Here is a 13673-nt window from a genome sequence, read left to right as displayed (position 1 = left end):
ACGGTTCGCGGAGTGGAGAAAGTGATGGTTCGTTATGAATATGCCAATAACGCGCGATAAGAGCGCCGATGCGGGGAGTGGTAGCGGGCAGCGTCCGCTGATTTACTGGACGCAGTCGCCGTCCGTCATGCTGCGAAAGGAACTGGCGCGGCGCGACTGGAAAGTGTCGATCGTCGCGCAGGCGAGCGAGCTGCGCGACACGTCCGGCGAAATCACCTGCGGCATCCTCGACCTGAGCGGCGGCCATGCCGACGCGATCGGCAGCATCGCGTCGACCTGCGCGTCGATGCGCGACGTCGTCTGGGTCGCGCTCGTCGACGTCGGCCAGACGGCTTCGCCGAACGTGCGAGCGCTGTTGCGCGACTATTGTTTCGATTACGTCACGTTGCCCGCGTCGCACCAGCGGATCGCCGATACGGTCGGCCACGCGTACGGCATGGAATGCCTGTTCGCGCGCGACCGCGAACGGCTCGAATCGGAGGAAAAAGGCATCGTCGGCACCTGCAGTGCAATGCTGCGGCTGTTCGATACGGTGCGGCGTTTCGCGCGTACGGACGCACCGGTGTTCGTGTTCGGCGAAACGGGGACCGGCAAGGAGCTGACGGCCGTCGCGATCCATCGCCATTCGGAGCGCCGCAATGGCCCGTTCGTTGCGGTCAACTGCGGCGCCATTCCCTCGCATCTGCTGCAATCCGAACTGTTCGGCTATGAGCGCGGCGCATTTACCGGCGCGAATGCGCGCAAGATCGGCTATGTCGAAGCGGCGAACGGCGGCACGCTGCTGCTCGACGAGATCGGCGACCTGCCGCACGAGAGCCAGGCGAGCCTGCTGCGCTTTCTGCAGGAGCGCGCGATTCATCGCTTGGGCGGCAGTGATCCGGTGCCGGTCGATGTCCGGATCGTGTCGGCGACGCACGTCGACCTGCGCGAGGCGATGGAAGAAGGGCGCTTTCGGCCTGACCTGTTCCACCGTCTGTGCGTGATGCGCATCGACCAGCCACCGCTGCGCGCGCGCGGCAAGGACATCGAGCTGCTCGCGCATCACATGCTCGAACGCTTTCGCGGCGACGCGCGCCATCGCGTGCGCGGCTTCTCGACGGATGCGATCACGGCACTCTACAAGCACGACTGGCCGGGCAATGTCCGCGAGCTGATCAACCGCGTGCGCCGCGCGGTCGTGATGACGGAAGGGCGCCTGATTACGGCGCAGGATCTCGAACTCGAATACTGTCTCGATGCGGCGTCACCGTCGGTGGCCGACATCCGCAAGTCGATCGAGCGCGAGGCGATCGAAACCGCCCTGTTGCGCACGCGCGGGCGCGTCGCGGCGTCGGCCCGCGAGCTCGGTGTGTCGCGCGCGACGCTGTATCGCTGGATGGAGGCCTACGGGATCGAGCGGCCGCGCGGCACGGGCTCGTCCGACTGAGATTCGACAAGGCGACGCGCGCGGCTGCCGAAAGCCGCGCGCGTCGCGTCAACCGGCCTGCGTGGCGCGCACCGTGCGCGCGGCGTTCACGGCCCGGATTTCCACGGTCGGCGGCACGTCGGCCGCGGCGCCATTCTTCCCGATCATTTCAAGCGGAACGAGCGCGACGCGCGCCGGCGTGCCGGGCGCGAGATGGAACCAGTCGTCGCGCGGCACGTAGCCCGGCGCATCGATCTGTACATGACGCGCGACGCGCCGTGTATCGATGTCGACGTGCCACGTATCACCGGTGCGCGACACGCACGCTTCCAGCCCGAGTTCACGACGCGCCAGCACGGCCGGATGCGTGCGGGACGGGAAATGGAACGCCTGCGACAGCAGCGTGCCGTCGTCGGCGCGGAGCGTTGCGACGACGGTGTCGTGTTCGCAGGGCCCGAACCGGTACGCGTAGGTCCAGTCGAAGAACCGGCCGAGCAGCTCGGCCGAGCCGATCCGCACCGTGTCGTGCGCGGCGATTCGCATCGGGCAGCCGGCCCGTGCGACGGGCGTGCGGCCGTCGCGCAGCGCGACCAGCTCGAGCGCGGCCGACAGCGGCGCGGGGCGCTCGTTGACGACATGCACGTCGAGACCGTTCAAGCCTTCGTCGACCAGCAGCACCTGCACGGGCTGCAGGACCTGGCGCAACGCATGCCACGCCGATTTCGGCCGGTGCGCGGCGTCGATCAGCCCCCAGCCGGCGCCCGGCATCACGTCCTGGAACTGCCAGACGAGTGCGCCGGCGCAGCGCGAGCCGGTGCGCCGCCATTCGGAAAACGTTTCGCGCATCAGGTCCGCGATCACCGCGCGCGACAGCTCGAAGTAGCGCGCCGGATCCTCGCGCCGCAGCCGGTTGGGCACGACGTCGTAGAGCGTCTGCAGATAGTGGTCGCGAATGTCCTCGAAATCCCACGACGTGCCGGGGTCGCGCGGCACGGCTGCCTTCCAGCGCGGCTCGTGCACGCCGGGCCAGCCGAGTTCGGCGAGCGTCGCGTCGCACGGCACGTTCGAGAACGCGAGGCATTCGCTCGCGAAGCGCACGTCCGCGCGGCGCGCGTCGTCGAGCGGGCGCAGGTACGCACCGACGCCGTAGTAGTGCGACACCCGTTCGCGCGGGGCGAACGGCAGCACGCCGCCGTCGGGCGAATCGGGCACGTACGGGACGTCGGGCCGGCATGCGGCCGCGTGGCCGGCCAGCCGGTCGGCGGTCAGCTCGAGGAAGCGCTGCTTCGGCCCGAGCCCGGACATCGCGGCCTGTTGTGCGAGCTCGCTGCCGCCGCACAGTACGGCCAGCGACGGCGACGCGCTGTGACGTGACAGGAACTGCCGGGCTTCGCGATCGACGTTGTCCGCGAATGCGGGATCGTCGAGCGCATAGTCGAAGTTCGCGAACATGAAATCCTGCCAGACCAGCAGCCCGAGCCGGTCGCACCACGCGTGAAAGGCATCGGCCTCGTAGGTCATGGTGCCGCCGACGCGGATCATGTTGAAGCCGGCGTCGCGCGCGAGCCCGAGCAGGCGGGCGTAGGTGGCATCGTCCGTGTGCAGCGTGCGCGGCGCGGCGCTGCTCCAGCATGCGCCGCGCGCGAACACGGGCACGCCGTTGATGCGCAGCCCGAAGCCCTTGCCGTCGGCACCGGCGTCGACTTCGATCGTGCGGAAACCCGTTGCACCGAGCGGTCGCAACGCGTCGCCGAGATGCAGTGCGACGTCGTAGAGCACCGGCTCGCCGTGCGTATGCGGCCACCAGCGGCACACGCTGGGCACCGCGACGCTCGCGCGCAGACGGTCGGGGCCGGCACGTTCGAGCGTGGCGTGGTGCTGGCCGCACGACAGCCGTGCGGCGAGCGCGTCGGGCAGCGGCGCGGCGAACGTCAGTTCCGCGTCGAGCCAGCCCGTGTCGCCTTCGATGCGCGCGTGCAGGTCGCAATCGACGAGAATGGGCCCGTCGGCCGGATCGAGCACGTCCACGGGGCGCCACGGGCCGGTCGGCACATGCGGCGGAAACCAGCCCGGCATGTGTCCGAACAGCGACGTGCGGATCGTGCGCAGTGTCGCCGGCTCCGCGAGCCGCGTGCGCCAGCGTGCCCGGCGCGGCGCGCGCGTGTCGCGCAGGTGCGGGGCGAGCGCCCGGAAACAGAGGGTCAGCCGGTGCGTACCGTCGAGCAACACGGATACATCGTGTGCGACGAACATGCTGTCGGAGCGAAGGATCGGCGTGTCGTCGAGCCACACTTGCGCGAGCGTCGCGAGACCGTGAAAGCGCAGCACGCGCGGCCCGTGTCCGCGCAGCTCGATCCGGTACCAGTGGTCGCGCTCGTCGAGCGATGCGGCTTCGTCGAGCCGGCCCGCAAGCGCGAGCGACTGCGCGACCGTGCCGGGCACGGTCGCCGGAATCCACCCGTCGCCGCCGGCGGGGAGGTCGCGCGGTTCCCGTGCGACCCCCGCGGCCGTCGCCAGCATCGACCACGCGGGCAGGGCACGCGGGCGCGTCACCGCATGACCGGCACGGGTGCCGCGATGTCGTTGCGCTCGCTGCGCACGGGCGTCGGGTGCCGCAGCGGCAAGCCGATCTGCCGCGCACAGGCGACCACATCCGAATAGGCGGCCTGGATGGCTTCGAGCGTCGAGTCGCCGCGCTCCTCCTTGCCGCGCGCGCAGGCGCGGGCGAGCCGGAATTCGAGCACCATCGCTTCGGACGCGATGCGGTCGCACGCGGCCCGGATCTCGGCGAACGGCCCGACGCAGCCGCTGGCCTGCAGCCAGCGCGAGTAATGGCCGAACAGCTCGAAATTCGCGCCGAGCTGCCGCACCGAGTTGAACGAGTACGCGTGGAAGTGCTCGAGCGGTGAATCGGCGAGCGTCCGCGCGTCGGTCTGCAACTGCCGCCGGAACGCGGCGATCGGGTTGACGACCGGCAGGCGCCGCAGGTGGCGCTGCAGCGCGGCGAGCGACGTTTCGCACAGCTCGCGCTCGTCGAGCGGCGCAAACCGCCGCTTCGCGCATTCCACGTACGGCGGCAGCGTCATCGGCGAGTTGCCGCCGACGAGCCCGTTGTAGTCGAAATCCTCGGCCACGTAATAGCCGCTGTTGTGGAAGTAGCCGATCTGGCGCTTCGCGCGGTCGATCGCATCGATGCCGATCGTCGTTTTCGTGTGCTGCGTGCGGTAGCTGCTGCCGCGCGTATCGGGCAGGAACCACGCGTCGACCTCGACGATCATCAGGTGGCCGCGCGCAACCTGCGTCTCGATGTGCTGGTCGAGCGGTTCGTAGATCGAGTGCTCCTGCACGACGATGCCGTACAGCCGCTCCAGTTCGTCGTGCGGAAACTTGAAAAACGTGAACTGGTCACCCTCGAAATCGAGCGCGATCGTAAACGGCAGCGCCGCATATGGATTGAAGCCCCACCACCGGAGCACCTCGAGCCACATGTCGACGTAGCAGTTGGTCTGCTTCCAGACCATCTCCTGGCTATGCAGCGGATGCGGCCGGTAGTGGCGCGCGCGGTGGCGCACATCCTCGAACGACGCGTCTTCGCCGTCGCGGGACACGAATCTCATGGCGTGCCCCACAGCACGTCGCGGACTTCGCGCGGCCATGCGTCGATGTCGAAGCCGTGATGGCGGAACAGCGCGAGCGTGAGCCGTTCGAGGCCGAAGCCGACGCAGCCCGTGTGCGCGACGTCGTCCGTCGCGGTGCGGATGTCCCACAGCAGCCCGAAATGGTCCATGTGGTAGTTGAAGCTCAGGCACGCGGTCTGGCGATCGTCGTGCTCGATCGGGATCAGCAGCTCGAACTTCAGGTTCTGCTCGCGCTGGCTGTGCGCGACGATCTTGCCGCCGCGCCCGAAGAACGGATCGTTCGCGAGGTCGATCGCGTTGGGCAGGCGCAGCGCCTCGATCATCCGCGTGCCGCGTTCGATCCAGGTCTCGCGGAACGACACGATCTGCGCGGGCGTGCCGATCCGCACGTATTCGCGCATCCGGAACAACTGCATGCGGGTCGGGTCGAGCGACGGCTCGTGACGGAAGCAGTACGAGAAGACGTCGACGATCCGGCCGTCGGCCGGCAGCGCACCCGCGCGTGCGACGACAGGGTAGACCGGGTAGCACGCGGCGGGCGTCATCACGACGTAGGTCGGCTTCTGGCTTTCCGTCCAGTCGTCGCCGCGATCGAGGCACTGCAGTACGCGCTGGTGCTGGTGTTCGTCGCCGCAGAATGCGTGCACGCTGCCCGCGAGCTGCGGGAAGCTCTTCATGTATTCGCTGCGCTCGAACTCGGTGCGGCTCATCGCCGGCGGGAAGCGCAGCACTTCGGCGTGCTGGTCGGCGCCGAGGCGCGTGACGAACGCGTCGAGCGCTTCGACCACGCGCTCGAACCGTTCGCTGCGGCCGAACAGGCCCTGGATGCCGGTCGAGACCAGCAGGCCCGCGTCGATCAGTTCGTCGCGCAGCGGGTTGACGCCCGCGCGGTCGATCGGTGCATCGGCGGGAGCGGAGGCGGCGGAGGGCACGGCAAGGCGATCGTTCACGTATGTTTCTCCAGCGTCGCAGGACGCAGCGCGAGCAGCAGGTTCGAGGTGTTGACGGCAATGCGGTCGTTGCTGATCATCAGCGGCGCCGCGAGCAGGTCGCGAATGTGGCGGCCGATGCTGAACGGCGTGCCCTGCTTGTAGCCGGCCATCCCGCAGATCATCATGGCCTGGTGCGCGACTTCCAGCGCGGTCGTCGACACGTAGGTCTTCAGCGTGTTGATCTCGGCGGCCCGGGCCATGCCGGCCGACCACGAGCGGGACGCCGGATTCGCATGAAGGCGCAGCACGGTGTCGACGCGGGCCTGCATCGCCTGCATCAGCGCGAGCGATTCGGCGATGCGCCGCGACGCGGGCGACGGTGCGCCGTCGGTCTGGCGCGCCTGGGCGCGGAAGAACTGGTGCGCGCGGTGGAACGCGTCGCCGGCCACGCCGATCCATACCGCGGCCCACAGGATGTGCGACACCGGCACCATCGTGTCCTCGGCGATCTTCGCGAACGGGACCGGCAGGCACTGGACGGCGGCGCCTTGCGCATCGAGCTCGAAGCCGTTGCTGCAGGTGCCGCGCATCCCGAGCGTGTCCCATTCGCCGCGGCGCGTGAGCGTGTAGCCGTCGCGCAGCAGCGTGACGAGCACCTGCTCGGAAGCCGGCGCGTCCGCATCGCGTCGTGCGGTCGCGAGGATGCCGTCCGCGTAGTCGCCATACGAGATCGTCGGCGCGGATTTGCGCAGCCGGAACTCGCCGCCGCTGGTTTCGAGCGCACACTGGCTCGCGCGCAGGTTGCCGCCGACACCGTCTTCCGACGTGGCCGATGCGAGCAGCCACTGGTGGCGCACGAGCTGCTGCAGGAACAGCTTGTGCCAGCCCTGGTCGGCGGCGTGATCGACGATGCAGGCGACCTGGATCTGGTGCATCGCGAACACCATCGCCGACGATGCGCAGGCCTGGCCGAGAATCGAGCAGGCCGATGCGATGTCTTCCAGCGACGCGCCCACACCGCCGAGATGGGTCGGCACCATCGCGCCGAGCAGGCGGCGCGCGCGCATTGCCTCGATCGCCTCGACGGGGCAGCGCGCGTCGCGGTCGACCGCGTCCGCGTGCTGCGCGGCGATCTGCGCGACGGCATGCGCGGCCTCGTCGAGCCGACGCGCATCGCTGTCGGCCGCGAGTTCGGGAAGCAGCGCGCTCATGCCGAATGCTCGGTGCGTTGCAGCGTGGTGATCGTGTCCGCGAGCGCGTCGATGCTGCGGAACAGGTTGCGGTTCAGCATCTCGTCGGGAATCTCGATGTTAAACTGCTTCTCGATCGCGAGCATCAGCTGGATCGTGTCGAGTGACGAAAGGCCCGCTTCGTAGAGGTCGTCCCCGTCGCCGATCGAATCGATCGCGGCTTCGAGATGGGCGACGTGCTTCAGGATGGTTCTGATTTCGTTTTTCACGTGCTGCTCCGGCGTGCGTGGTGTCGTCCGCTCGGGCAGACGCGCGACACGCGCTGACGTCCCCCCGGCAGTCCGGCATCAGTAGACCATTGGCAGACACGTCGTTCTGTTCGTCACCCTACAAACAGCTGACCCGGCAGGCACCGGATCGCACGTGCGGCTCCGATGCGGCATGCCGATCAGGTGCGCGACGCGGCCGGCACGCCCGAATCGGCCGACAGGATGCGCTTCATCTCGTCGCGCACGATTGCGCGGCAACCACACGACATTTTTTCGAGGCCGTCGAGGTCGGCGAGCTCGATCGAGCTCCGGTACTGGCGGATCAGGCCCAGCTTCTGGATTTCGCCGGCGGCATCGGTGACCGTTTCGCGCCGTACGCCGAGCATCTGCGCCAGCATGCTGTGCGTCACCTGGATCTCGATGCTGCGGGTCCGGTCGTACGCGAGCAGGAACCATCTGCATAACTGATGTTTGAGCACGTGATGACGGCTGCAGAACGTGATCTGCGAGACCTGCGCCATCAGCAGCCGCACGCAGATGAACACGAGATGGCGGATCACCGGCGATGCGTCGAACGCGGCGGCGAACACGCGCCGGTCGAGCTGGTAGACGAAACCGTCGCGGCAAGCCACGGCGCGGCAGGGCATCCGGCCGCTGCCGCCGATCACGTCGTCGCACACCACGCTCTCGCTGCCGATCTCCGCGACTTCCAGCGTCATGCCGCCGGACGACACGTACTGCAGCGAAATCGCGGTCGTGACGGGCAGGTAGACCGCGGCGAGCATTTCGCCGGGTTCGCAGAGCACTTGCCCGGATTTCAGGTGGACGAGTTGAAGGTGGGGGACCAGCGTCGCGAGCTCGTCGCGGTCGATGGCCGCGAGAAAGCGGTTCGCGTCGAAGCTGTGGGGCAGCTCGATCATGCCGTTCGCGTACGCGACGGCGTCAGGGGCCTGGTGAGTCACGGCGCATCCTCGTAGGGTGGCGGTCACGCGTCGTCCCGGCGATATCCCGAAAATTGGGAATTCGCACGATCGTGCGGACTTGTGTTCGTCAAAACCAGAGTGACGATACTGGCGAAAAGGCTAGCACGCTATTGAAATCGATCAATTGCACATTGTGTCATTTCACAATGTTTGACGATTTTGTTGCATGCAAACGTTATCCGGATTTAATGATTCATTTCCGTGAAATTAATCATCCGGAAATTGAATGCAACTTCGGACATTCATTCCATGTCGGCCGCGAATCAATCAGGTTGGGGCGCGCCTCGCATGGGAAAAGTGCCGGGTGAATATTGAACATTGTTTGACAAATAAATGATGCGCGCAAGAAGTTCTATGTAAATCAAATGGTTGTGGCTGAACTGTGCGATGGATGACAGAGCCGTAAATTAGTGTGCCGATTCAAATTTGAGACAGTTTCAAACGACCGTGTGAGGCGCGACGCCGTAGCGGAGTGCTGTCCGGAACATCATGGAAACAATTGAAAATCGACTGTAAGTATATGACCGACAAGCCGAGTGGCACCGGTTCGCCTGTCTCGGCCCGATGCAGGTGAATTGATCAGTCGAATCGCATGCGGTGTCCGCCGCACGGAAGAGTGTCCGGAAATGAGACGCTTTTTTTGTTTTTGGGCCGGTTATTCGGGCGATCTAAATCAGGCGTGATTCATATATTAAGGACGGGCATGGTTTGGCACGTAAATCGCTTATTCGGGCTGGCGTGTCGAAACGGGACGGCCGACTCGATCCGGGCGATAAGCCGATGGTCAGTCGGAATCAGGGTTGTGGCCGCAACCACGGTCAGTCCGAGCACGCATCGCGATAACGAGTTCCGTGTACGCGGCTGCAGGCGGCGCGGACGATAAAAGGGATACAGACATGCTTCATCTTCACTCGAGCTACTCGGCGAACGCCATCCTCGATGCCCTCCCCGAGGACAGCATCCGCACCATCGCACCGCATCTCGAACTGGTCAGGATCAAGGCCGGGATGCTTGACCGGGTCGGCGAGCCGATGCGCCACGTGCATTTCCCGACGACGTCGATGATGTCGGTGCAGCATCTGATGGAGGACGGCGCGATGGTCGAGGTGGCGCAGGTCGGCCGCGAGGGCGTGGTCGGGCTGGCGACGATGGTCGGTGGCGCCGCGGCGTCGCACCGGGTCGAGGTCCGCATCGGCGGGATGGCCTATCGCGTGCCGAGCTGCGTGATGCGCGCCGAATTCGAGCGCTCGCCCGAAACCTACCGGCTGCTGCTCAACTACTGCCAGGCGGCGATGGCGCAGATCTCGCGCAGCGCGCTGTGCAACCGGCATCACTCGGTCAGCGAGCAGCTCAGCCGCTGGCTGCTGCTTGCGCATGACCGCATCGACGGCGACGAACTGGCCGTCACGCAGCAGACGATCGCGAACATGCTCGGCGTGCGCCGCGAAGGCGTGACGGAAGCGGCGGGCAACCTGCAGGAAGCCGGGCTGATCCGGCAGCGCCGCGGCCGCATCACGGTGCTCGACCGCGACGGCCTCGAACATCACGCGTGTGAATGCTACAACCTGATTCGCGCGGACTATCGCAGGCTGCTCGGCACGCGCGGGACGGCGAGGCCGACACCGGTTCGGCCCCGCATGCCGGACGCGCATCGCGGGTTCCCGGCACAAGGTGCGTGAAGATGCAATCGACGTCCGGTGGGACGAATTCCATGCGGCGTTCTGTGATCGCAGTTGCCGACGTCGTGCTCGTGCTGGCAGGCGCGCTCGCCGCGCAGGCGGCGTCGGGCCTCGCGTGGCACGCGCTGTCCGACGCGCAGCGCGGCACGATCGCGCTGCTGTGCGTGCTGACCGTGGCCTTGCTGCCGCGCGACCTGCGCACCGTGCGCGGCAGCGTGGCGCCGCAAGGCGGCACGCATGCACTGACGCAGACGATGGTGGCGCTCGTCTGCGCGAGCGTGCTGACGGTGACTGCCGCGATGTGGATCATGAACCGCGGCGGCACGATCACGACGCACTGGATCGTGCGCACGGTGCTGGCCGGCGACGCCGCATTGCTGCTCGGCCGTGCCGCGCTGCTGGCGCTCGCGCTGACGCGTGACGACCCGCGCGCGCGGCAGCGCCGCGTCGCGGTGGTCGGCGCAACGGCGTACGGGCGGGTCGCGGTCGAGCGGATGCAGCTTGCGCCGCAGGGGCCTTTCGTGGCGGCGTGCGTATTCGACGACGACGCGCAGGCTGCGTCCGGCGGCATCGGCGGCGTGCCGGTGATCGACGACTGGAACGCGTTGCGCGACCTGATTCGCGGCGGCGAGATCGACGAGGTATGGCTCACGCTGCCGATGTCGCACGAGTGGCGGATCCAGCGCATCGTCCGCGAGTTGCGCGACGAGTTCGTGGAGCTGCGGCTGTTGCCCGACGTGCGGCAGATGGCGGTGGTCGATCGCTCGGCGACCGACGTGCTCGGCATGCCGGCCATCAACCTCGCGACCACGCCGCGCTCGGCGCCGGAGCTGTGGGCGAAGTTCGCGTTCGACCGGCTGTTCGCATTCGGCGTGCTGATTCCGTTGCTGCCGCTGCTGTCGATGCTGGCGATCGCGGTCAAGCTGTCGTCGCCGGGGCCCGTGCTGTTCAGGCAGCGCCGCAAGGGTGTCGACGGCCGGGAGTTCGACATTCTCAAGTTCCGGACGATGCGCGTGCATCGCGACCAACCGGGCGTCGTGCGACAGGCGTCGCGCAACGATTCGCGGATCACACGCGTCGGCGCGTTCCTGCGGCGGACGTCGCTCGACGAACTGCCGCAGTTCTTCAACGTGCTGTTCGGGCAGATGTCGGTCGTCGGCCCACGCCCCCACGCGATCGAACACGACGACTTCTACCGGCAACTGATCGACTGCTACATGTACCGCTACCGCGTGCGGCCCGGCATCACCGGATGGGCGCAGGTGAACGGCTATCGCGGCGAGACGCGCAAGGTCGAGGCGATGGAAGCGCGTGTGAAGTTCGATCTGTTCTACATGCAGAACTGGAGCTTCTGGTTCGACATGAAGATCATCCTGTTGACGATCGTTCGGGGATTCATCGGACGCAATGCATTCTAAGGATGTCAAATCATCCGGAAAGCGGCGCGTTGTGCGATCGAACGTACCGACCGGAGTGCAGGTGACGGACACACTGACGGCACAGCAGCATCCCGCGCAACGGGGTGTCCGGCGGCGCAACGGCGCGCCGCAGCCATCGGAATGGTCACGATCATGTCAACGTCGATTCGAGAGCGAAGCGCATCGGTATTGCAGGAAGCGCGCGCGGAGCGGGGCGCCGGCACGGCCGCGCATGCCGCGCGGCCGCGCCGGCTCGCAATCAACGGAAAATTCACCGCGCAGCGCATGACGGGCGTTCAGCGCGTGGCATACGAACTGACGGCCGAGCTCGCGCGGATCGCGAACGCCGACGATGCGCCGTCGCTCGTCGTGCCGTCCGATCACGATCCGGCGGCCATGCCGGCCGGCGCGCGATCGCTGACGTCCGGGCGCCGGCACGGCACGTTGTGGGAACAATGGACGCTGCCGCGCACGACGCGCGGCCGGACCTTGCTGAGCCTTTGCAACATTGGCCCGCTGGTCAAGCGCGATCAGTTGCTGATGATTCATGACGCGGCGATTTTCGATCTGCCGGCCGGCTATTCGATGGCGTTCCGCCTCTGGTACCGCTTCGCGTTCTCGATCATGAAGCGACGTGCGCGCCATATCGTGACGGTCTCGCATTTTTCGCGGGCGCGGCTGGCCGCGCGGCTTGGCGTGCCGCCGGCGCGCCTGTCGGTCGTGCCGGGGGCGGTCGATCATATCGACCGCATCGATGCCGATCCCGGCGTGCTGTCACGCCTGAATCTCGAGACGGACCGCTACGTGTTGTTCGTCGGGTCGCTTGCGCCCGGCAAGAATCTCGTGCGCGCACTGGCTGCGGTGGCGCTGATGCGCGAGTCGCACCCGACGTTGCGCTTCGTGATCGCGGGGGGCGCCAATGCGAAGGTCTTCGGCGCACGCGCGGCGGGCCTGCGCGAAGACGATCCGTACGTCACATGGGCCGGTTACGTGACCGACGGCGAGCTGAAGGCGCTGTACGAGCATGCAGGCTGCTTCGTGTTTCCGTCGCTTTACGAAGGATTCGGATTGCCGCCGCTCGAGGCGATGCGATGTGGCTGCCCGGTCATCGTGTCGCACGAAGGGGCGCTGCCCGAAGTCTGCGGCGGTGCAGCGTTGTTCTGCGATGCGTATTCACCACCGGATATCGCCGCGGCGATCGCCCGCGTCATGGACGATCCGGAACTGCGGGCACGGCTGCGCACGCTGGGCCGCGAGCACGCGCACCGGTACAGCTGGCAGCGCTCGGCGCGCACGTTGATCGACATCGTCCGTGCCGATGCTTGACGTGCGATGACGCAACGTTGCAGACGGGTCGGGCGACGCCGGCGGCGTCTGCGATAACCGCATTCGACGATGTCGCGATTTACCGTCCGTCCCCAGTTCCGGCGCGCATCGGGCGAGCGCTGCAGCGCACGCTGATTCCGGTCAACACACGCGTGTTCAATGGGTTTATCCTGCGTCGAATGCGTCCGGCACTGCGTGTCGCCGGGCGCCCATCCGGACACGGTGGCAGGCGGTGACGCCGGCCCGCCGCGCACCGGCGCGACACCGCGCGCCGCAATGCTCCGCGCGGAACCCGGAACAGGAGAGACGGCCATGGCGCTCGACCCACAACAACGGCAGACGCTGAAACAGCGGCTGAACGAGAGCGAGCAGACGTTGCGAGCGGAGATCCGCACCAGCGAAGACCAGCGCGCGTCGGAGTCCTACGCAGACCTCGCCGGCGCGGCGCCGGACGAGGGTGACGAGGCCAATGCGGATCTGTTCGTCGACGTCGATCATGCGTTGATCGGCATGAAACTGACCGAGCTGCGCGCGATCGGCCGTGCCCAGCAGCGGATGCGCGACGGCAGCTACGGCGAGTGCATCGACTGCGACGGCTCGGTCGGCTACGAGCGCTTGCTGGCGCGCCCGGCCGCCGAACGCTGCACGCATTGCCAGTCGATCTACGAGCGGCAATACGCCACGACGCCGCGCGCCTCCCTCTGACGCTGACGTCGTCGCCATCGCGGCGCTGCACGCGCGGCGCGGCCGGCGTACGATGATGAACGGGCGCCCGGCGACGTCAGCATGCGGCGCCGGGCGGGCAGACGCCGTCGCGCATGCGCGCGGCGTCA

The 13673-nt window shown here is 67.4% G+C and carries 11 protein-coding genes; 5 read left to right on the top strand and 6 right to left on the bottom strand.

Annotated features, from left to right (window positions below; all coding sequences use genetic code 11):
• Positions 1-34 precede the first annotated feature (34 nt).
• On the top strand, positions 35-1426 hold the full coding sequence (locus F3J15_RS08505; protein ID WP_069251404.1) for a sigma-54 dependent transcriptional regulator: 1392 nt from the start codon (positions 35-37) through the stop codon (positions 1424-1426).
• 48 nt (positions 1427-1474) lie between these two features.
• Here F3J15_RS08505 and F3J15_RS08500 read toward each other — a convergent pair whose 3' ends face one another.
• The 6 genes from F3J15_RS08500 to F3J15_RS08475 form a co-directional block, all read right to left on the bottom strand.
• Positions 1475-3958, bottom strand: a complete 2484-nt coding sequence (locus F3J15_RS08500; RefSeq protein WP_166889707.1) for a glycoside hydrolase family 2 protein — start codon at positions 3956-3958, stop codon at positions 1475-1477.
• Entirely contained in the window at positions 3955-5022 is a 1068-nt protein-coding gene (locus tag F3J15_RS08495; RefSeq protein WP_089485946.1) for a DUF1839 family protein, read from the bottom strand. The genes F3J15_RS08500 and F3J15_RS08495 overlap by 4 nt, the downstream gene beginning before the upstream one ends.
• Positions 5019-5993 carry an amino acid--[acyl-carrier-protein] ligase gene (locus F3J15_RS08490; protein WP_166889704.1) on the bottom strand — a complete coding sequence of 325 codons (975 nt, stop codon included), beginning with the start codon at positions 5991-5993 and terminating at the stop codon, positions 5019-5021. Before F3J15_RS08490 ends, F3J15_RS08495 begins: the two co-directional genes overlap by 4 nt.
• Positions 5990-7186, bottom strand: coding sequence for an acyl-CoA dehydrogenase family protein (locus F3J15_RS08485; RefSeq protein ID WP_166889702.1), 1197 nt, complete (start codon positions 7184-7186; stop codon positions 5990-5992). The genes F3J15_RS08490 and F3J15_RS08485 overlap by 4 nt, the downstream gene beginning before the upstream one ends.
• On the bottom strand, positions 7183-7434 hold the full coding sequence (locus F3J15_RS08480) for an acyl carrier protein (RefSeq protein WP_046547642.1): 252 nt from the start codon (positions 7432-7434) through the stop codon (positions 7183-7185). The genes F3J15_RS08485 and F3J15_RS08480 overlap by 4 nt, the downstream gene beginning before the upstream one ends.
• 179 nt (positions 7435-7613) lie before the next feature.
• Complete coding sequence (locus F3J15_RS08475; protein WP_345891601.1) at positions 7614-8396, bottom strand: Crp/Fnr family transcriptional regulator; 783 nt, start codon at positions 8394-8396, stop codon at positions 7614-7616.
• 917 nt (positions 8397-9313) lie between these two features.
• Between F3J15_RS08475 and F3J15_RS08470 the strand changes: the two genes are divergently transcribed.
• The 4 genes from F3J15_RS08470 to F3J15_RS08455 all read left to right on the top strand — a co-directional run bounded on the left by F3J15_RS08470 (position 9314) and on the right by F3J15_RS08455 (position 13545).
• Complete coding sequence (locus tag F3J15_RS08470; RefSeq protein ID WP_069251409.1) at positions 9314-10096, top strand: Crp/Fnr family transcriptional regulator; 783 nt, start codon at positions 9314-9316, stop codon at positions 10094-10096.
• A 32-nt stretch (positions 10097-10128) separates the two neighbouring features.
• Complete coding sequence (locus tag F3J15_RS08465; RefSeq protein ID WP_089485942.1) at positions 10129-11514, top strand: undecaprenyl-phosphate glucose phosphotransferase; 1386 nt, start codon at positions 10129-10131, stop codon at positions 11512-11514.
• Between the two features lie 153 nt (positions 11515-11667).
• On the top strand, positions 11668-12840 hold the full coding sequence (locus F3J15_RS08460; protein WP_166889699.1) for a glycosyltransferase family 1 protein: 1173 nt from the start codon (positions 11668-11670) through the stop codon (positions 12838-12840).
• A 312-nt stretch (positions 12841-13152) separates the two neighbouring features.
• The gene (locus tag F3J15_RS08455; protein ID WP_039357354.1) at positions 13153-13545 is read left to right on the top strand and encodes a TraR/DksA family transcriptional regulator; all 393 of its coding nucleotides are present in this window, start codon (positions 13153-13155) and stop codon (positions 13543-13545) included.
• Positions 13546-13673: the final 128 nt, after the last annotated feature.

Origin of the sequence: Burkholderia sp. Ap-955 (genome assembly GCF_011753045.1) — a bacterium.
Classification (GTDB): domain Bacteria; phylum Pseudomonadota; class Gammaproteobacteria; order Burkholderiales; family Burkholderiaceae; genus Burkholderia; species Burkholderia lata_D.
Note: the sequence above shows the minus strand (reverse complement) of the source record. Positions and strands in the feature narration are given on the sequence as shown.